This window comes from Bradyrhizobium oligotrophicum S58 (genome assembly GCF_000344805.1).
Lineage (GTDB): Bacteria > Pseudomonadota > Alphaproteobacteria > Rhizobiales > Xanthobacteraceae > Bradyrhizobium > Bradyrhizobium oligotrophicum.
Genome location: NC_020453.1, coordinates 3,385,600 through 3,404,817 on the forward strand (window position 1 = coordinate 3,385,600; position 19,218 = coordinate 3,404,817).

Below are 19,218 nucleotides of genomic sequence, written 5' to 3' on the forward strand. Positions count from 1 at the left end.
CGCAACGGATTCCGTCGACGCCCCGGTGCATGTGGCGTCCGGACACTCTATATGACGGAGGCAACGCCGGCATCACAACATGCCAACACCCTCGCTGTTCCAGATCGCTTGATGCCCCCTGATTTGTCCTCCGATCCAGCCGCCAATCAGCCGCAAACGTCCCTCGAGCAGGGAACGCTCGCGGGCACGCTGCGGCACCTCTGGCCTTTCATTTGGCCGAGCGATCGGGCCGACCTGAAGGCGCGCGTGCTATGGTCGGTGGTGCTGCTGCTCGCGGCCAAGGTCGCGACGCTCATCCTGCCCTTCACCTTCAAATGGGCGACCGACGCGCTCACCGGCGCCAACACCGCGCCGATCCAGCCCGACAACTGGGCGTTCTGGCTGGTGGCCTCGCCGATCGTCATGACGGCGAGCTACGGCGCGATGCGGGTGCTGATGGCGGTGCTGACGCAGTGGCGCGACGGTATTTTCGCTCGCGTCGCCATGCATGCGGTGCGTAAGCTAGCGACCATCACCTTCGTCCACATGCACGAATTGTCGCTGCGCTTTCATCTGGAGCGCAAGACCGGCGGCCTGACCCGCGTGCTCGAGCGTGGCCGCAACGCGATCGAGACCATCGTGCGCATGGTGATCCTGCAGCTGATCCCGACCATCGTGGAGGTCTCGCTGCTCACCGCCGTGCTGCTGTGGCAGTTCGACTGGCGCTACGTGCTGGTCACGCTGACGATGGTCGCGGCCTATCTCCTCTACACTTATATTGCGACCGAGTGGCGCATCGAGATCCGGCGTCGCATGAACGACTCGGATACCGACGCCAACACCAAGGCGATCGACTCGCTGCTCAACTATGAGACGGTGAAATATTTCGGCGCCGAGGCGCGCGAGGCAAAGCGCTACGACCGCTCGATGGAGCGCTACGAGAGCGCCAGCGTGAAGACCTATACCTCGCTCGCCGTGCTGAATGCGGGGCAGGCGGTGATCTTCACCATCGGCCTGACGGTGGCGATGCTGATGTGCGCCCAGGGCGTGCGCCAGGGGCGCAACACGGTCGGCGACTTCGTCATGGTCAACAGCATGATGATCCAGCTGTACCAGCCGCTGAACTTCATGGGCATGGTCTATCGCGAGATCAAGCAGGCGATCATCGACATCGAGAAGATGTTCGGCGTCCTCACCCGCGACGCCGAGGTGAACGATGCGCCGGGTGCGACGCCGCTGGTGGTGACGTCAGGCCATGTTCGCTTCGAGGACGTGCAGTTCGCCTATGAGCCGGAGCGGCCGATCCTGCAGGGCCTGAGCTTCGAGGTGCCGGCCGGCAAGACGGTCGCGATCGTGGGTCCCTCCGGCGCCGGCAAGTCGACCATCTCGCGGCTGCTGTTCCGGCTCTACGACGTCTCCGGCGGCCGTATCCTGATCGACGGCCAGGACATTCGCGACGTCACCCAGGTGTCGCTGCGCGCCCAGATCGGCATGGTGCCGCAGGACACGGTGCTGTTCAACGACACCATCCGCTACAACATCCGCTACGGACGCTGGGATGCAGACGATGCCGCCGTCGAGGAGGCGGCGAGACTCGCCCAGATCGACGGTCTGATCCGGATGGCCCCCAAGGGCTATGAGACGCAGGTGGGCGAGCGCGGTCTCAAGCTGTCCGGCGGCGAGAAGCAGCGCGTCGCGATCGCGCGCACGATCCTGAAGGGACCGCCGATCCTGGTGCTCGACGAGGCAACCTCGGCGCTCGACAGCCATACCGAGCACGAGATCCAGGAGGCGCTCGATGGCGTGTCGCGCAACCGCACCTCGCTCGTGATCGCGCACCGGCTCTCGACCATCGTGGCGGCTGATGACATCATCGTGCTCGACCGCGGCCGCATCGCCGAGCGCGGCACCCACGCCGAGCTGCTCGCGCAAGGCGGACTGTATGCAAGCATGTGGAACCGGCAGCGCGAAGCCGAGGAGGCGCGCGAAAAGCTGGCGCAGATCGGCGACGAAGCCGCCGCGCCCAACCGCAACCCGCCCGGATTGGCCGATCCTGACATGAACGGGCCGGTTGCGACCGCCGCCGAATGAGCCCGCGAACCGCCGTTATCGCGATTTAAGGAATCATTTTGACCTTCGCCGCGCATCGACCTAGTCAAGGCGGCGGTCCGCTCTGAGGTCAGAGGGACACAATCTCAACGAAGCAGGCCATGTCGATCAGCAACTCCATCCGCGCTCAGATCCCGCCGATCCATCCCGAGGGCTATCCGTTCATCGGAGGCTTCGCACTGGTCAGCCTGATCCTGTTCTGGATCTTCACGCCGCTCGGCTGGATCGGCACGCTGCTCACCGTCTGGTGCGCGCTGTTCTTCCGGGATCCGATCCGGGTGACCCCGCAGCGGGAAACCCTGGTGGTGGCGCCGGCCGACGGACGCATCTCCATGATCACCCGGGCGCTGCCGCCGGCCGAGCTTGGCCTCGGCGACCGGCCGCTGCTGCGCGTGTCGATCTTCATGAGCGTGTTCAACGTCCACGTGAACCGCAGCCCGGTGGCTGGCCGGATCGACAAGATCGCCTACCGTCCAGGCGCCTTCATCAATGCCGAGCTCGACAAGGCCAGCGAGGACAATGAGCGCAACTCGCTTGCGATCTCTACCCCTCACGGCAAGATCGGCGTGGTCCAGATCGCGGGTCTGGTGGCGCGCCGGATCGTGTCGTTCGTGCGCGAGGGCCAGACCATCGGCGCCGGCGAGCGCTTCGGCTTGATCCGCTTCGGCTCGCGGCTCGATGTCTATCTGCCTGACGGCACGGAGGTTCTGGTCTCGGAAGGGCAGACCGCCATTGCCGGCGAAACCATCCTGGCCGATTTCGACGTGGCCGTGCCCGGGCTGACATTCCGGAGCCAGTGAACCGTCGTAGGCCGGGAACGACCCATTCATGGGTCCTTGGGGCGTCTTCCGGTACCAGAGGCCTGCAAAACCACACGTGGTGTGATCATGAGCTTCGACCTCAACTCCCCCGAACTGCGCCGTCGCCGTTTCCGCCCCATCCCGGTGCGGCTGCTCGTGCCGAACATGATCACATTGCTGGCGATCTGCGCCGGCCTGACCGCGATCCGGCTGTCGACCGAGGGCCGCATGGAGCTTGCGGTCGGCGCCATCGTGTTTGCCGCCTTCCTGGACGGCATCGACGGCCGCATCGCCCGGATGATCAAGGGGCAGTCGAAATTCGGTGCCGAACTCGACAGCTTGGCCGATTTCGTCAATTTCGGCGTGGCGCCCGGCCTGATCCTGTATTTCTGGCAACTGCATGAGCTGCGCGACGGCGGCTGGATCGCCGCCATGATGTACGCCATCAGCGGCGGGCTGCGGCTGGCGCGCTTCAACGCCAGCATCGATGATCCCACCAAGCCGCCCTTTGCCGCCAACTTCTTCACCGGCGTGCCCGCGCCGCTCGGCGCCATCACGGTGCTGCTGCCGGTCTATCTGGCGTTTCTCGACCTGCCGCGGCCGCCGGCGCTGGTGACTGCGTTCTACACGCTGCTGATTGCGTTCCTGATGGTGTCGCGGCTCCCCGTGTTCTCCGGCAAGACCGCGCGGATGCGCGTCGCGCCCGAGCTCGTGCTGCCGGTGTTCGCAGCGGTGGTGTTCTTCGTCGCGCTGCTGGTGGTCTATCCCTGGCACATCCTGTCGGCAGGCTCGATTCTCTATATGCTCAGCCTGCCGTTCGGCTGGCGGCTGTACCGGCAGCAGGCGGCGCGCCATGCCGCAGCGCTCGGTGGTGCCACGGCTGCAGCGTCAGAATCGCCGTCGTCATCTCCCGCGGCCTTTGCTCCGACCGGCGCGCCCGCGGCCGAGCAGGAGCAGCGGCCGCCGGAACGGCTGCACTGAACGCAGAGCTGTGCGACGCAGCCCGAGCTTTGCCGGCTTGGGCGGCCTCAGCTATACCGGATCGCCAAGGACGGTCGCGGATGCCGTCCGCATCATCCGGAGAAAACGCCTGTGACAAGCTCTGCCGCCGCGCCCCTCGCTGCTTCCGTTCTCGAGGCGCTCGCGCGCTACGACACGCCGACGATCTGCAACGCGATGGAGATCGTGGCGCCCGAGCGCCGCCTGATCGGTTATACGACCAAGCCGCTGGTGTGTCCGTTCCCCGACCTGCCGCCGATGGTCGGCTACGCCCGCACGGCGACCATCCGGTCCGTGGTCAAGTCCGGCCTGCCGGCGGACGAGCAGGGCAGGCGGCGCATCGACTACTATGAGTATGTCGGCACTGGTCATGGCCCGCGCATCGTGGTGCTCCAGGACATCGATGGCCCCGATATCGGCTATGGCGCGTTCTGGGGCGAGGTGCAGAGCAACGTGCACAAGGCGCTGGGCTGTCTCGGCGTGATCACCGACGGATCGATCCGCGACATCCCGCAATGGGCGGCGGGTTTCCAGGCGCTGGCCGGGTCGATCGGGCCGTCCCATGCCTGGGTCCATGCCGAGAGCTTTGGCGGCGAGGTCCGGGTCGCCGGCATGACCGTGCGCTCCGACGATCTGATCCACTCCGACCGCCACGGCGCGATCGTGATCCCGACGGACATCGCGGCCAAGTTGCCCGAGGCGGCCGAACTGTGCGCCCGCCGCGAAACGCCGATCCTCGACATCGCGCGCTCGGCGGACTTCTCGCTCGAGAAGCTCAAGGACGCCCTGAAGCGCTCCGCCGAGATTCATTGAGCCTCGCGTCGTGCATGTCGCGTGCTGGAGTCGCATCGGCTGGCGATGCGACTCCACGCAGCTGTCATATCCGGATGACTACGGGGACGAGCTTCGGCTTCGGCTACGGTGATCAATCGCGGTGACTAATTACCCGCAAGCGCATGAGCGAGCCCGAAGGTTAAGGGGACCTCGCTCGTTGAGAAGATTTTATCCATCAAGCTTTACCTGATGGCGAGCCTGCCCGGATAGTCATGTCGCCCGAGGGCGAAGCACATGCGCAGGCTGATATCCAAATCGATGCCGCTGTTCGGTCGGCTCGACCGGGCCGTCGACAAGATGGTGCGGCTGATCGGGCATTTCGGCAGCGCCGTGATCGGCCTGTCGGCGATTGCCCTGGTGTGGGCCGGCATCTTCTACACGATCTCTGAAGAGTACGCGCGCACCGAGCAGTCGGCGTTGAAGAACGGCGCCAATCTCGCGCGCGCCTTCGAGGAGCAGATCATCCGCTCGATCCGCGCCGCGGATCAGACCTTGCGCTACGTCCGCGATTCCTATGCCAAGGACCCGCAGAACTTCGACATGTCGCTGTGGTCGAAGAACAGCCAGTTCCTGTCCGACTTCTCGTTTCAGGTCGTCGTGATCGGCAAGGACGGCATCATGCTGTCCAGTAACATCGATCCGAAGATGCGCGGCCTTGACCTCCGCGACCGCGAGCACTTTCGCGTTCATGCCGACGGCACCGACGACGTTCTCTTCGTCAGCAAGCCGATCTTCGGCCGCGTCTCCAACAAATGGTCGATCCAGCTGACACGGCGGATCATCATGCCAGACGGTTCGTTCGGTGGCGTCGTCGTGGTCTCGCTCGACCCCGAATATCTGTCGAGCTTCTACAACTCGGTCGATCTCGGCAAGAAGGGCAACGTCACCCTGATCGGTCTCGACGGCATCATACGCGCGCGCGCCTCGGCCGGCCCCGCCGGCGTCGGATCCTCGCTCGCCGGCAGCCCGGTGATGACCGCGGTTCAGCTGCGAAGCAGCGGCTCCTACACCATCAAGAGTCTGGTCGACGGCATCACGCGCATCTACTCCTTCCAGCGCATCAAGGACCAGCCGCTGGTCGTCATCGTCGGCCAGGCGACCGAGGAGATCTTCAGTGCCTTCAAGGTCGATCGCGATCGCGATCTGCTGGTCGGGGCGCTGCTGACGGTGGTCATCGGCATCATTACCATCCTGATCGCGCGCTATCAGGCCGGACTTGCCGCATCGCGCGACGCGGCCGAGGCCGGCACGCGGGCGCGCTCGGAATTCCTGGCGATGATGAGCCACGAGATCCGCACGCCCATGAACGGCGTCATCGGGCTTGCCGACCTGCTGCTGTCGGCGGATCTCGCCCCGGAGCAGCGCAAGATCGCCACCACGCTGCGCGAGTCGGCCGACTACCTGCTGCAGCTCCTCAACGACGTCCTCGATTTCTCCAAGCTCGATGCCGATCGCCTGGAGATCGAGCACATCGAGTTCGACCTGCATCGGTCGGTAACGGCGACGGCCGAGCTCCTGGTGTCGCGCGCCAAGGAGAAGGGCCTGCAACTGACGACCTCGATCGCGCCGGAGGTACCGAACTACGTCGTCGGCGATCCCGCGCGGCTGCGCCAGGTGCTGTTCAACCTCGTCGGCAATGCGCTCAAATTCACCGAAGCTGGCAGCGTCCACATCGGTGTGCGTGCCGAGAACCTCGCCGGGCCGAACCTGACGCTGGTGTTCTCGGTCGCCGATACCGGCGTCGGCATTCCCACGGAAGCCGTTGGCCGGCTGTTCAAGCAGTTCTCGCAGGTCGACAACTCGATCTCGCGCCGCTTCGGCGGCACGGGCCTCGGGCTTGCGATCTGCAAGCGTCTCGTCACCTGCATGGGCGGCGACATCAAGGTGCAGAGCAGGGTGGGCGAGGGCAGCACCTTCACCTTCTCGATCCAAGTTCAGCCGCAACCGCAGCCGGACATCGATCAGGTCGGCGCGTCCCAGGCCACTCTTGTGCCGGTCGGAGGCACCCTCCCGGAGGAACGGCCGGCCAGCATCGAGCCGCTCAAGATCCTCGTTGCAGAGGACAATCTCACCAATCAGTTCGTGATCAAGAAGCTCCTGGACAAGCTCGGTCACGGCCATGACATCGTCGAGAACGGCACCCAGGCGATCGCCGCGGTGCAGAAGCAGGCTTACGACCTCGTGCTGATGGACATGATGATGCCCGAGATGGACGGGCTCACCGCGACGCGGATGATCCGTTCGCTGCCGCCACCCGCCCGGGACATCTACATCATCGCTCTGACCGCCAACGCCACCAGTCAGGATCATCTGGCGTGTACGGACGCAGGCATGAACGACTTCGTGACCAAGCCGGTCACACGCGATCGATTGAATGCCGCTCTGCTTCGCGCGGCCGCGGCCACACACAAGGAAAGGCTTGTCGCATGACCGACTTGGTGCAATTCGATGAATCCGTCTATCAGATCCTGGTCTCCGAGCTCGGCGAGGAGGATGCGCTGGAAGTGCTGCGCACCTTCCTCGACGATACCTCGGGAAAGTTCAGCACGCTGGCGACCAAGTTCGAGGATCGCCTCGAACTGAGGCGCGAAGCGCATTCGATCAAGAGCTCGTCGGCGACGTTCGGGTTCTCGGTGCTGTCTCGTCTGTGTCGCGAGCTCGAGGTCGGCTCGGCGACGATGGAGCCGGCGCAGATGCTGGAGATGGTCCAGAAGATGCAGCAATCGTTCGAGCAGGCCGTCGTCTTCGCCGAAACGAACCTGCTCAAGTCCGGCGCAACAGCCGCTTGAGCAAGGCCTGCGGCGAGGCCGTTTACCTTTCATTATGCCTACCGAATTCAGTAACTCGTCCTTAATGGCGGGCATCTAGTGTCAGGATACGCGGTTCAGAAGCACCGCGTCGATCCGGCAGGGTCGGTGGTTGCGTACGCGGTTGGAGTTGACTCATGGATATTATGACGAGTGCGGGGCTCGTGGCTGGCGTGATCGTCATCGCGACGATGATGCTGCTGGGCGGCGATCTCGAAATGTTCGTCAGCGAGCACGCCGCAATCATCATTTTCGGTGGTTCGATCGCGGCCACCATGATCCGTTTCCCGCTCGGCGTCATGCTGCACGGCGTTCCGCTCGGAATGAAGTTCGCATTCACGATGAGCCGTCTGTCGGCCCGTGAGCTCGTCGACGAGCTCGCCCGCATTGCCGAGATCGCCCGCAAGCAGGGTCCTGTCGGTTTGGAAAAGGTCGAGACCGACGAGCCGTTCCTCGCCAAGGGGATCCGCTACGTGGCCGACGGCTACGACCTCGAATTCATCCGCGACAATCTCGAGCGCGACCGCGACAATTTCCTGATGCACCTGGATGAAGGCAGCAAGATCTATCGCGCCATCGGCGACTGCGCCCCGGCGTTCGGCATGGTCGGCACGCTGATCGGCATGGTGCAGATGTTCGCCAACATGACCGACCCGTCGAAGCTCGGCCCGTTCATGGCGACCGCGCTGCTTGCGACCCTGTACGGTGCGCTGGTGTCGAACCTGATCTGTCTGCCGATCGCCGACAAGCTGCATGGCAAGCTGCTCGACGAGGAAACCAACCGGACCCTGATCATCGACGGCATCCTGATGATCCGCGACTCCAAGAGTCCGGCCCTGGTCCGCGAAATGCTCCTGGCCTATCTGCCGGAGAAGCATCGCCACGCCGAAGGCGAGCCCGTGCCGGCCTGATCGGCTGCAGCAGGGCGATCCGGGGTGGGGTGAACGATGGCCAAGAAGAAGCGGGGCGATGCACATGGCGGCGGTCACGGCTGGTTCGTGACCTTCGCCGACCTGATGGGACTTCTTGTCAGCTTCTTCGTGATGCTGGTCGCGTTCTCGACCATGGACAACAACAAGCTGAAGGTCGTCGCCGGCTCGATGCGTGACGCCTTCGGCGTGCAGACGGTATCGCGCTATTCCGGTATCGTCGAATCCGACGGCCTGCCGACCAGGCCGCGGCTCAAGAACGCGGCGCACGTCTCGCCCGAGGAGACCTCGAACGAGCCGAGCCCCGAGCAGGAGGAGCGCCAGCACACCAATGGCGCCAAGCTCAAGACCGACCGGCAATTTGCGTTGGCATCGGCCTCGCTGCGGCAGGCGTTGCAGGACATGCCGGAGATGACCGAGATCTCCAAGCACATCATGTTCGAGGAGACCAAGCAGGGGCTCAATCTCGAGATCGTCGATCAGGACGGCCGCTCGATGTTCGCCGACGGCTCGAAGGTTCCCTATGACCGCACGCGGCGCCTGATCGAGAAGCTGGCCGCGCCGCTCAAGGCGACGCCGCTCCGGGTCCAGATCACCGGACACACCGCAGCCGGCTTCGTTCCGGCGCGCAGCGACTATGGCGGTTTCGACCTGTCGGCCGATCGCGCCAACGCCGTGCGCCAGATCCTGGAGCGGGAAGGGTTGCCCGCAAGTCATGTCTTTGCCGTCTCAGGCAAGGCCGATACCCAGCCGCTGTTCCCTGACGATCCCTCGCTGGCGGCGAACCGGCGCGTCACGATCACCTTGATGCGGGAAGACCCGCCATTGCCCCCGGACTTGAAGCCCTGATCACGCCGCGTCTCACCGCATCATAATGCCGCACGGCGATTTGTGGCCGACAATGAAAAGCATCGGCAAACCCTTGATTCGTCTGCATCGGACCTGACATCTGCTTCAGGCCGTCTGCGCTGCCCGCAACTTGCCGCGACGCGGCATCGGACATCGCGGTGATGTTTGGTCGCGGTCTGGGAACCGAGGTCTGCTACGGTAGATACTTGACCTGCGGCCGGTCTGCGTCCAAACGCGCGGGCCAAACAGGGAAGATGCGTTCCGAGCAGCATGACGGCCAGCGCCACATCGACAGACGGACAAGAGACCGCGAGCGCATCAGGCTTTTGGGGACTGACGCTCGGCAGCATCGGCGTCGTGTTCGGCGATATCGGCACGTCGCCTCTCTACGCGTTTCGCGAGGCCGCCACCGGCGCTGCTCAGGGCCAGCCGGTCTCGCGGATCATCGTGCTCGGCGTGCTCTCCCTGATCCTCTGGTCGCTGTTCATCGTTGTCACGGCCAAATACGTGCTGCTGCTCTTGCGGGCCGACAACAATGGCGAGGGCGGAACACTGTCGCTGATGGCGCTCGGCCAGCGGGCGCTCGGCCGGCGAAGCCTGTTCCTGCTGACGTTGGGCGTCATCGGAGCTTCGATGTTCATCGGCGATTCGATGATCACCCCTGCGATCTCGGTGCTGTCGGCGGTGGAAGGTCTCAAGCTCGCCGCGCCGGCGCTCGAGCACTACGTCGTGCCGCTCACCGTGTTCATCCTTGTCGTGCTGTTCGCAGTCCAGAGCAAGGGCACCGCGCGCGTCGCCTCTGCCTTCGGCCCGGTGATGGTCGCCTGGTTCACGAGCCTCGCCGTGATGGGGATCGTTCACATCAGCGACGACCCTTCCGTGCTTGCGGCGTTCAATCCGTATTATGCCGTCCAGTTCCTGCTCTCGCATGGCACGATCGGCCTGGTTACGCTCGGCGCGGTGTTTCTCGCGGTCACCGGCGGCGAGGCGCTCTATGCGGATCTCGGTCATTTCGGCCGCAAGCCGATCCAGTCGGCCTGGCTGTTCTTCGTGCTTCCGTCGCTGCTGATCAACTATTTCGGGCAGGGCGCGCTGGTGCTGTCCGATCCCGGCGCGATCGAGAATTCGTTCTACCGCATGGTGCCCGAGCTGTTGCTGCTGCCGCTGGTGGTGCTTGCCACCGCCGCCACGGTGATTGCGAGCCAGGCCGTGATCACCGGCGCGTACTCGCTGGTCAGCCAAGCCGTGCAGCTCGGCCTGCTGCCGCGCTTCGAGGTGCGCTATACGTCGGAGAGCCATGCCGGCCAGATCTACCTGCCGCGCGTCAACCGGCTGCTGCTGATCGGCGTGATGTTGCTGGTTCTGTTGTTCCGGACCTCCAGCAATCTCGCATCCGCCTATGGCATCGCGGTGTCCACCACCATGGTGGCCGACGGCATCATGGGCTTCGTGGTGATCTGGAAGCTCTGGAACCTGCGGGCCGCGGTGGCGGCTGCCATCATCGTGCCCTTCGTGGTCGTCGACATGACCTTTTTCACCGCCAACCTTCTCAAGCTCCTGGAAGGGGCCTGGGTGCCGCTGCTGTTCGGGGCTGCGATGGCGGTGACGATCTGGACCTGGCGGCGTGGCTCGGCGATCCTGACGCTCAAGACGCGGAAGATCGAGGTTCCGCTGGACGATCTGGTCGTCAGCCTGGAGAAACGGCCGCCGCACATCGTCAAGGGCACGGCGGTGTTTCTCACCAGCGACCCCACCTCGGTGCCGACCGCATTGTTGCACAATCTCAAGCACAACAAGGTGCTGCACGAGCACAACGTGATCCTGACGATCGAGACCGCGCAGACGCCGCGGGTCGACGTGTCGGAGCGCGTGCGCATGGAGAAGGTCAGCGAAAAGTTTTCCAAGGTCCGGCTGCGGTTCGGCTTCATGGAATCGCCGAACGTGCCCCGGGCGCTCGCGGTGGCGCGCAAGCTTGGCTGGCAATTCGACATCATGTCGACGTCGTTCTTCGTCTCACGCCGTTCGCTGAAGCCGTCGTCGCAGTCGGGGATGCCGAACTGGCAGGATCATCTGTTCATCGGGCTCAGCCGGTCGGCCAATGATGCGACCGACTATTTTCAGATTCCGACCGGGCGCGTGGTTGAAGTTGGTACTCAGGTAACGATCTGATCTCGTTGGTTTCGCCCAAGCGTTCCGTCTATGCTAAATTGCATGGCTGTTGCGCAGTTTCGTCGGGTCCGTTACGAAGTCTTGCAGCTATAAGCCGCGCGCTCTGCCATCTTGTGCAGTGAAGCATCAACGAGTCCTCGAGGGGGCTACCCCATGACAGCCGAAGTCGCAGCGACGCCCGCGGAAACGCCGGCGACCAACGGGCATGGCGATGCTCATTCCACGGCCGGCTTCGCCGCACTGACGCTGGGGAGCATCGGTGTCGTCTATGGCGACATCGGTACCAGCCCGCTCTACGCCCTGCGCGAGGCTGTGATGGCCGCCAGCAGCAGCGGCGAGCCCGCGCCCCACGCCGTGATGGGCGTGGTCTCCCTGATCCTATGGGCCCTCGTCGTCGTCGTGACGCTCAAATACGTCGTCATCCTGCTGCGCGCCGACAACCACGGCGAGGGCGGCACGCTGGCGCTGATGGCGCTCGCCCAGCGCGGCGTCGCGCGCGGTGCCAGCGTCATCGTCCTGCTCGGCGTCATCAGCGGCGCGCTGTTCTATGGCGACGCGGTGATCACGCCCGCTCTGTCCGTGCTGTCGGCGATCGAGGGCATCAAGCTGGTGACGGCGGCGTTCGACCCCTACGTCGTGCCGCTCACGGTCGTCATCCTGGTCATGCTGTTTGCGGTCCAGTCGCGCGGCACGGCCAAGGTGGCGGCGTTCTTCGGCCCGATCATGCTGATCTGGTTCCTGGTAATCGGCGTTGCAGCCCTTCCGCCGATCCTGCGGCACCCCGAGGTGTTGTGGGCGATCAATCCGCTGAATGCCGTGTCGTTCATGCTGCATCACGGCATCATCGGCTTCATCACCCTCGGCGCCGTGTTCCTGGCCGTGACCGGCGCCGAGGCGCTGTATGCCGACCTCGGCCATTTCGGCAAACGTCCGATCCAGACCGCCTGGCTGTTCATCGTGCTGCCGTCGCTGGCGCTGAACTATCTGGGGCAGGGCGCGCTGGTCATCGCCGATGCCAAGGCGATCGAGAATCCGTTCTTCCTGATGTTTCCCGAGTGGGCGCTGATCCCGATGGTCGCGCTGGCCACCGCTGCGACCGTAATCGCGAGCCAAGCCGTCATCACCGGGGCCTATTCGCTGACGCGGCAGGCGATCCAGCTCGGCCTGCTGCCGCGCTTCGAGATCCGCCACACCTCGGAGGCGCATTCGGGCCAGATCTACATTCCGCGCATCAACAAGCTGCTGCTGATCTCGGTCATGTTGCTGGTGCTGATGTTCAAGTCATCGAGCGCGCTGGCTTCGGCCTATGGCATCTCGGTCACCGGCACCATGGTCGTGACGGCGATGATGGGCTTCGTCGTGATCTGGAAGGTCTGGCGGTGGTCGCCGTTCGCGGCGGCCGCGCTGATTGCCCCGTTCCTGTTCCTGGACCTGACCTTCCTGGCGGCGAACCTGCTGAAGGTGCTCGAAGGCGGCTGGGTGCCGCTGGCGCTGGGCGGCTTCGTGATGACGCTGATGTACACGTGGCGGCGCGGCAGCCGGCTGCTGTTCGACAAGTCGCGCAAGCTCGAATTCCCGCTCGCCGACCTCGTGACCATGCTGGAGAAGCGGCCGCCGCAGCGGGTGGCCGGCACTGCCGTGTTCCTGACCAGCGATCCCTTGAGTGCGCCGACGGCGCTGATGCACAGCCTCAAGCACTACAAGGTGCTGCACGAGAAGAACGTGATCCTGACCATCGAGACCGCGCCGACGCCGCGCATCGATCCGTCCGAGCGCGTTCGCCTCGAGCAGATCAGTCCGACCTTCTCCAAGGTGACGTTGCGCTTCGGCTTCATGGAGTCGCCGAACGTGCCCCGCGCGCTGGCGATCGCGCGCAAGCTCGGCTGGCAGTTCGACATCATGTCGACCTCGTTCTTCCTGTCGCGTCGCGCGCTCAAGCCGGCGGCGCATTCCGGCATGCCGCGCTGGCAGGATCACCTGTTCATCTCGATGAGCCGCTCCGCCAACGACGCCACCGATTACTTCCAGATCCCGAGCGGCCGCGTGGTCGAAGTCGGCACCCAGGTCACGATCTGACCACGGGATCATGCCGAGCCGCTTGATTTTCCCAGCGTCTGGGGTGAGTTTGGCGGCCGGTTCGGGGCTGGTGCGGCTCCGCAGAAGGCTTGGAGGATGGGCGTGGCTGTTGTGCACGATTTGACCCCGGAGGACGTGGCCAAGGGACTCGCGGAAGGGCGAATTCTTCTGGTCGACGTCCGCGAGCCGAACGAAATTGCTGCGGAAGCCTATCCCGACGGCATTGTTGTTCCCCTGTCGAGCTTCGACCCGAAGCTGATCCCCGATCCCGCAGGCAAGGACGTCGTATTCGCCTGCCGCTCCGGCAAGCGCTCGGTGACAGCCTCGATGGCCGCGCAGGCGGCCGGTCTGCCCTATGACAAGCATCTTCAAGGCGGAATGCTCGGCTGGAAGGCGGCCGGCCTGCCGACCAAGACCGGCGGCTGACACGCGATCATGATTTCGCAGAACAAGGTCTTCGCCGACCTGCCGGTCACGATCTTCGAGGTGATGTCGCAGCTGGCGCGCGACAACAACGCCATCAATCTGGGGCAGGGCTTTCCCGACGATCCGGGACCTGAGGACATCCGCCGCGCTGCGGCCGACGCCGTGCTCAACGGCTACAACCAGTATCCGTCGATGATGGGACTGCCGGAGCTGCGGCAGGCGATATCAGCCCATTACAAGCACTGGCACAAGCTCGATCTCGACCCGATGAGCGAGGTGATGGTCACCTCCGGCGGCACCGAGGCGCTGACCTCGGCGATCCTGTCGGTCGTCGAGCCCGGCGACGAGGTGATCTGCTTCCAGCCGGTCTATGATTCTTATCTGCCGATCATCCGGCAGGCCGGCGGCATTCCGCGCCTGGTCCGTCTGGAGCCGCCGCATTGGCGCCTGTCGGAAGAGATGCTGCGCGCGGCGTTCTCGCCGAAGACCAAGGCCGTGCTGTTCAACAACCCGCTCAATCCGGCAGCCGTGGTCTATCCGCGCGAGGACCTCGAGCTGCTGGCGCGCTTCTGCCAGGAGTTCGATGCGGTGGCGATCTGCGACGAGGTCTGGGAGCACGTCGTGTTCGACGGCCGCGCGCACATCCCGCTGATCACCATTCCCGGCATGCGCGACCGCACCATCAAGGTCGGCTCGGCCGGCAAGATCTTCTCGCTGACGGGCTGGAAGATCGGCTTCGTCTGTGCCGCGCCGCAGCTGTTGCGCGTCGCCGCCAAGGTGCACCAGTTCCTCACCTTCACGACGGCGCCGAACCTGCAGATCGCCGTTGCCTATGGTCTCGGCAAGTCCGACGACTATTTCGTCGACATGCGCGCCGATCTCGCGCGCAGCCGCGACCGGCTCACGGCGGGCCTCGAAAGTCTCGGCTTCCCCGTGCTGAAGGCGCAGGGGACCTACTTCCTCACCGTCGACCTGTCGCCGCTCGGTCTCAACGAGACCGATGAGCAGTTCTGCCGGCGCATCGTCCACGACTACAAGGTCGCGGCCATCCCGGTATCGGCCTTCTACGAGAAGGACCCGGTGACCTCGGTGGTGCGGTTCTGCTTTGCCAAGAAGGATGCGACCCTGGATACGGCGCTGGAGCGTCTGTCCGATGCGATCCACCGGCGCTAGAGCATGATCCGGAAAAGTGGAAACCGGTTTTCCGAAGAGATCATGCTCAAACAAAGAGATGCGATCATGAGTGGCGGCTGCATTCGGTCGGCGCTGGCTGTTGCGGCGCTGATGCTGACGGTGTCGGCCGGTCGCGCCGAGCAGCGCGTCGTCAACTTCTACAACTGGTCGAACTACATGGCCCCCGGTGTCCTTGACGACTTTACCAAGGAGACCGGCATCAAGGTCGTCTACGACACCTTCGACGCCAACGAGACCCTGGAGACGCGGCTGCTCGCCGGCAAGTCCGGCTACGATGTCGTGGTCCCCACCGCATATTTCCTGCAGCGCCAGATCAAGGCCAGGATCTTCCAGCCGCTCGACAAGTCGAAGCTGCCCAACCTGGCCAATGCGTGGCCTGTCGTCACCGGGCGTCTCGCCACCTACGATCCCGGCAATCAGTTCGCCGCCAACTACATGTGGGGCACGACGGGGATCGGCTATAATGTGAAGGCGATCGAGAAGATCCTCGGGCCGGGTGCGCAGATCGACAGCTGGGACATCGTGTTCAAGCCGGAGAACCTCGCCAAGTTCAAGGATTGCGGCGTCCACATGCTGGATTCCGCCGACGACATCTTTCCCGCCGCGCTGAACTTCCTCGGCCTCGACCCGAACTCGACCAGGCAGGCCGACCTGGAGAACGCCGCTGACGTCGTCGGCAAGGTCGCACCCTCGGTGCGCAAGTTTCATTCGTCGGAATATCTGAATGCGCTCGCCACTGGCGAGATCTGCCTCGTCGTCGGCTGGTCCGGCGACATCATGCAGGCGCGCAGCCGCGCGGAGGAGGCGAAGAACGGCGTCGAGATCGGCTACGCGATCCCGAAGCAGGGCGCGCAGATGTTCTTCGACAATCTAGCGATCCCGGCCGATGCTCCGCACGTGGCGGAAGCCTATCAGCTCATCAACTATCTGTACCGGTCCGAGGTCGCCGCCAAGAACTCGGACTTCCTGTCCTACGCCAACGGCAATCTGGCGAGTCAGAAGCTGATCGACCCAAAAATCCTCGGCGACAAGAACATCTACCCGGACGAGGCGACGCTGCAGAAGCTGTTCGTCATTACCGCCCGCGAGCCGTCGACCCAGCGGGTGATCAACCGGCTCTGGACGAAGGTGAAGACGGGACGGTGATCATGTCCGTCATTCCGTGATGGTGCGTAAGCACCAGACCCGGAATCTCGAGATTCCGGGTTCGATGCTGCGCATCGCCCCGGAATGACGAGAGTTGGCCGCTTAGTTGACCTCACAATTCGGTCGATGGCGATCACGCCAGCCGATGCATCGCGCAGAGCTTGTTGCCGTCGAGGTCGCGCAGATAGGCGAGGTACAGCTTGCCGGCGGAGCCTTCACGAATGCCGGGCGGGTTCTCGCAAGTGGTGCCGCCGGCTTCGAGCCCCGCCGCATGCCAGGCGTCGGCCTGTTCGGGTGAGCTGCAGGCAAAACCGATGGTGCCGCCATTGGCCGGGGTCGCCGCCTCGCCGTTGATCGGCTTCGACACCGAGAAAATGCCGGTCGGGGTGATGTAGAAGATACGGTGGCCGTCGACCCTGGCGGGGCGCACGCCCAGCGTCCCCAGCAGCTTGTCGTAGAAGACCTTCGCCTTGTCGAGGTCGTTGGTGCCGATCATCACGTGCGAAAACATTCGCGCTTGTCCTCCCTGGAATTTCCGAACAGCCGTCGGATCGCGGCCAAGGTAGCGAGCGTCGATGGAAGAGGTAAGAGTTTTCTTCGAACGGCCTGTCAGCGGTAAAAGATGCTGCAGTCCGGCTTCCTCGCGGTGGAATTTGCTGCGCGGTCCCTAGCGCCAGCGCCGGTGCAGCCAGAGCCATTGCTCCGGATATTCGCGAATCCAGCCCTCGACGACCGAGGTGATGGCCTGCGTCGTGCCCTGGATGTCGATCTGACCGTCGGCCGTCCGCACCGGCTTCACTTCCTCCGATACTTCGGCACGGAAGCGGTTGCCGGGGAGGCGGATGATGCGGACGCCGTGCACCGGGCATTCGACCTGGCGCAAGAGGCGGGCCAGCATCGGATTGGCGCGGGTCTTGCGGCCGAAGAACGTCACCTCGACGCCGCCGGTCAGGTACTGATCGACCAGCATCGCGACGTGCTGGCCGTCCTTGAGCGCCTGGGCCAGCCGCAGCGGGGCGTCGCGGCCGGCCGGGACCAGGGTGCCCATCTTGACCTGCCGCATCTCCTGGATGATGCGGTCGGCGGCGGCGATGTTCGGGCGCCGATAGAGGATCGCCGTATCGAGCTTGTGCGCGACCGCGGCAAGCGCCGGCATCTCCCAGTTGGCGAGATGGCTCGCGAAGATCAGCGCCGGCTTGCCGTCGAGACGGAGCTGGTGAAACAGCTCGTGGGTGCGCGGCGACAGCTCGATGCGGCTGCGCTCCGGATGCTCCTCGTCGAAATCCCAGATCTTGTCGAGATGGGCGAACTCGGCGCCGACCCGGCCGAGATTGTCCCAGACGCCGGCGATGATGGTCTCGATCTCCTCGGGCGACTTCTCGGGGAAGGCCGCCGTGAGATTGTCGCGGGCGATGCGCTGCTCGCGCAGGCGCGGACCGATCCTCTGCGCCATCCGCGCGAACAGGTTGGCCGTCTTCTGCGGATCGAAATAGCGCGTCGTCCTGAGCATGCCGACCGTCAGCGCGCCGACGGCGGAAGCCCCGGCTGACTTCACGGCTCGGCGGATCACGAGCTTGGTCCTGAGGGGCAGGAGACTCATCGATGCCAGTGGCGGATCAGGCCGGTTCGCGCGTCAGGATCAGCGAGGCGTTCTGGCCGCCGAAGCCGAACGAGTTCGACATCACCGTGGTGACGCGCGCGTCGCGGGCCTTGTTGCCGACGACGTCGAACAGGATCGCGGGATCCGGGATGTCGTAGTTGATGGTCGGCGGTATCCGCTGATGCTCGAGCGTGAGCAGCGAGAAGATGGCCTCGACCGCGCCGGCCGCCGAGATCGTGTGTCCAACCATCGACTTGTTCGACGACACCGGGATCTTGCCGGTGTGCTCGCCGAACACGGCGGAGACCCCGACATATTCCATCTTGTCGTTCTCGGGCGTCGCCGTGCCGTGGGCGTTGATGTGGTCGATCTGCTCCGGCGCCATGCCGGCGTCGGCGAGCGCCTTGCGGATGCAGCCGATGATCGGCTTGCCGTCCGGCGAGGAGCGGGTGCGATGGAAGGAGTCGGTCAGCTCGCCGCAGCCGGCGACCACGCCGAGGATCGTCGCGCCGCGAGCAACCGCCGCGTCATAGCTCTCCAGCACAAGCGCGCCGGCGCCTTCGGCCATCACGAAGCCGTCGCGGTTCTTGGAGAACGGCTTCGAGGCAGCCTGCGGCGGGTCGTTCTGTGTCGACAGCGCCGACAGCAGCGAGAACCGCACGAGGCCTTCGGGATTCACGGAGCCCTCGGTGGCGGCGCACAGCGCGACATCGGTTTCGCCGCGCCGGATGGCCTCGACGCCGAGCTGGATCGCGGTGGCGCCGGAGGCGCAGGCGGTCGACAGCGAGATCGGCGAGCCCTTGGTACCGAACGTATCCGACAGCGAATCCGCGACCGAGCCGAACAGGAAGCGATGGTGATAGTTGACGAACTTGCCGCCGCCGCAGACCTTCAGGAGGTCGTCGTAGCTGAACCCGGTGCCGCCCACCTCGTGCGCGAGCTCGAGCCGTTGCGGCCACTCGATCTCGACTGGCGCGACCGCGAGAAACAAGGGGCCCGGAAAGTCGCCCTTCGAGCCGATGCCGGCTTGCGCGATCGCTTCCTCGACGGCCATGTGACCCAGCCGTTCGGAAAGCCCCGTGGACGTGAACGGAGCCACGGGGACGAAGTCGACCGTGCCGGCCATCGTCGTCTTCAGCCCGTCGATCGGGAAGCGCGTGATGGTGCGGATGCCGGACTCGCCGGCAACGAGCTTGCTCCAATTGTCCGACTTGCCGGCCCCGAGCGAGGTGACGATGCCCATCCCGGTCACGACCACGATGGGACGTCCAAACTTGTCGCGTGCACTCATGATGTCCCCC

Annotated in this window: 16 protein-coding genes; 13 read left to right on the forward strand and 3 right to left on the reverse strand. The window is 64.8% G+C overall.

Annotated elements, in window-relative coordinates; all coding sequences use genetic code 11:
• The first annotated feature begins 111 nt into the window (after positions 1-111).
• The 13 genes from S58_RS14610 to S58_RS14670 all read left to right on the forward strand — a co-directional run bounded on the left by S58_RS14610 (position 112) and on the right by S58_RS14670 (position 16,317).
• Positions 112-2,070: an ABCB family ABC transporter ATP-binding protein/permease gene (locus tag S58_RS14610; protein ID WP_015666104.1), complete on the forward strand. Its 1,959-nt coding sequence runs from the start codon at positions 112-114 to the stop codon at positions 2,068-2,070.
• A 101-nt stretch (positions 2,071-2,171) separates the two neighbouring features.
• Positions 2,172-2,888, forward strand: a complete 717-nt coding sequence (locus S58_RS14615; RefSeq protein WP_277996613.1) for a phosphatidylserine decarboxylase — start codon at positions 2,172-2,174, stop codon at positions 2,886-2,888.
• Between the two features lie 87 nt (positions 2,889-2,975).
• The gene (locus S58_RS14620; RefSeq protein WP_015666106.1) at positions 2,976-3,869 is read left to right on the forward strand and encodes a CDP-alcohol phosphatidyltransferase family protein; all 894 of its coding nucleotides are present in this window, start codon (positions 2,976-2,978) and stop codon (positions 3,867-3,869) included.
• Positions 3,870-3,980: 111 nt separating this feature from the next.
• Positions 3,981-4,700, forward strand: a complete 720-nt coding sequence (locus S58_RS14625) for an RraA family protein (protein WP_015666107.1) — start codon at positions 3,981-3,983, stop codon at positions 4,698-4,700.
• A 255-nt stretch (positions 4,701-4,955) separates the two neighbouring features.
• Entirely contained in the window at positions 4,956-7,151 is a 2,196-nt protein-coding gene (locus S58_RS14630; RefSeq protein ID WP_042339489.1) for a hybrid sensor histidine kinase/response regulator, read from the forward strand.
• A complete protein-coding gene (locus S58_RS14635) occupies positions 7,148-7,510 on the forward strand; it encodes an Hpt domain-containing protein (protein ID WP_015666109.1) in 363 nt (120 codons plus the stop codon). The genes S58_RS14630 and S58_RS14635 overlap by 4 nt, the downstream gene beginning before the upstream one ends.
• Before the next feature lie 155 nt (positions 7,511-7,665).
• On the forward strand, positions 7,666-8,439 hold the full coding sequence (locus tag S58_RS14640; protein WP_015666110.1) for a motility protein A: 774 nt from the start codon (positions 7,666-7,668) through the stop codon (positions 8,437-8,439).
• Between the two features lie 36 nt (positions 8,440-8,475).
• Positions 8,476-9,306 carry an OmpA/MotB family protein gene (locus S58_RS14645; RefSeq protein ID WP_015666111.1) on the forward strand — a complete coding sequence of 277 codons (831 nt, stop codon included), beginning with the start codon at positions 8,476-8,478 and terminating at the stop codon, positions 9,304-9,306.
• Between the two features lie 270 nt (positions 9,307-9,576).
• On the forward strand, positions 9,577-11,475 hold the full coding sequence (locus tag S58_RS14650) for a potassium transporter Kup (RefSeq protein ID WP_015666112.1): 1,899 nt from the start codon (positions 9,577-9,579) through the stop codon (positions 11,473-11,475).
• Between the two features lie 153 nt (positions 11,476-11,628).
• Complete coding sequence (locus S58_RS14655) at positions 11,629-13,551, forward strand: potassium transporter Kup (RefSeq protein ID WP_015666113.1); 1,923 nt, start codon at positions 11,629-11,631, stop codon at positions 13,549-13,551.
• A gap of 96 nt (positions 13,552-13,647) precedes the next feature.
• A complete protein-coding gene (locus S58_RS14660) occupies positions 13,648-13,977 on the forward strand; it encodes a rhodanese-like domain-containing protein (RefSeq protein WP_015666114.1) in 330 nt (109 codons plus the stop codon).
• 9 nt (positions 13,978-13,986) lie between these two features.
• Positions 13,987-15,150 carry an aminotransferase gene (locus S58_RS14665; protein WP_015666115.1) on the forward strand — a complete coding sequence of 388 codons (1,164 nt, stop codon included), beginning with the start codon at positions 13,987-13,989 and terminating at the stop codon, positions 15,148-15,150.
• Positions 15,151-15,216: 66 nt separating this feature from the next.
• Positions 15,217-16,317 carry a polyamine ABC transporter substrate-binding protein gene (locus S58_RS14670; RefSeq protein ID WP_042339494.1) on the forward strand — a complete coding sequence of 367 codons (1,101 nt, stop codon included), beginning with the start codon at positions 15,217-15,219 and terminating at the stop codon, positions 16,315-16,317.
• Between the two features lie 133 nt (positions 16,318-16,450).
• On the opposite strand, the gene S58_RS14675 is transcribed toward S58_RS14670, so the two are convergent.
• The 3 genes from S58_RS14675 to S58_RS14685 form a co-directional block, all read right to left on the reverse strand.
• On the reverse strand, positions 16,451-16,828 hold the full coding sequence (locus S58_RS14675) for a VOC family protein (protein WP_015666117.1): 378 nt from the start codon (positions 16,826-16,828) through the stop codon (positions 16,451-16,453).
• 156 nt (positions 16,829-16,984) lie between these two features.
• A complete protein-coding gene (locus S58_RS14680; protein WP_015666118.1) occupies positions 16,985-17,917 on the reverse strand; it encodes a lipid A biosynthesis lauroyl acyltransferase in 933 nt (310 codons plus the stop codon).
• 16 nt (positions 17,918-17,933) lie between these two features.
• Positions 17,934-19,211 (reverse strand): beta-ketoacyl-ACP synthase, encoded by a 1,278-nt coding sequence (locus S58_RS14685; RefSeq protein WP_042339496.1) that lies wholly within the window; start codon positions 19,209-19,211, stop codon positions 17,934-17,936.
• Positions 19,212-19,218: the final 7 nt, after the last annotated feature.

Excerpts from the sequence above, each read along its gene's own strand:
- S58_RS14610 (WP_015666104.1), top strand. The coding sequence starts at position 112 with ATGCCCCCTGATTTGTCCTCCGATCCAGCCGCCAATCAGCCGCAAACG.
- S58_RS14620 (WP_015666106.1), top strand. The coding sequence starts at position 2,976 with ATGAGCTTCGACCTCAACTCCCCCGAACTGCGCCGTCGCCGTTTCCGC.
- S58_RS14630 (WP_042339489.1), top strand. The coding sequence starts at position 4,956 with ATGCGCAGGCTGATATCCAAATCGATGCCGCTGTTCGGTCGGCTCGAC.
- S58_RS14635 (WP_015666109.1), top strand. The coding sequence starts at position 7,148 with ATGACCGACTTGGTGCAATTCGATGAATCCGTCTATCAGATCCTGGTC.
- S58_RS14640 (WP_015666110.1), top strand. The coding sequence starts at position 7,666 with ATGGATATTATGACGAGTGCGGGGCTCGTGGCTGGCGTGATCGTCATC.
- S58_RS14645 (WP_015666111.1), top strand. The coding sequence starts at position 8,476 with ATGGCCAAGAAGAAGCGGGGCGATGCACATGGCGGCGGTCACGGCTGG.
- S58_RS14650 (WP_015666112.1), top strand. The coding sequence starts at position 9,577 with ATGACGGCCAGCGCCACATCGACAGACGGACAAGAGACCGCGAGCGCA.
- S58_RS14655 (WP_015666113.1), top strand. The coding sequence starts at position 11,629 with ATGACAGCCGAAGTCGCAGCGACGCCCGCGGAAACGCCGGCGACCAAC.
- S58_RS14660 (WP_015666114.1), top strand. The coding sequence starts at position 13,648 with ATGGGCGTGGCTGTTGTGCACGATTTGACCCCGGAGGACGTGGCCAAG.
- S58_RS14665 (WP_015666115.1), top strand. The coding sequence starts at position 13,987 with ATGATTTCGCAGAACAAGGTCTTCGCCGACCTGCCGGTCACGATCTTC.
- S58_RS14670 (WP_042339494.1), top strand. The coding sequence starts at position 15,217 with ATGAGTGGCGGCTGCATTCGGTCGGCGCTGGCTGTTGCGGCGCTGATG.
- S58_RS14675 (WP_015666117.1), bottom strand. The coding sequence starts at position 16,828 with ATGTTTTCGCACGTGATGATCGGCACCAACGACCTCGACAAGGCGAAG.
- S58_RS14680 (WP_015666118.1), bottom strand. The coding sequence starts at position 17,917 with ATGAGTCTCCTGCCCCTCAGGACCAAGCTCGTGATCCGCCGAGCCGTG.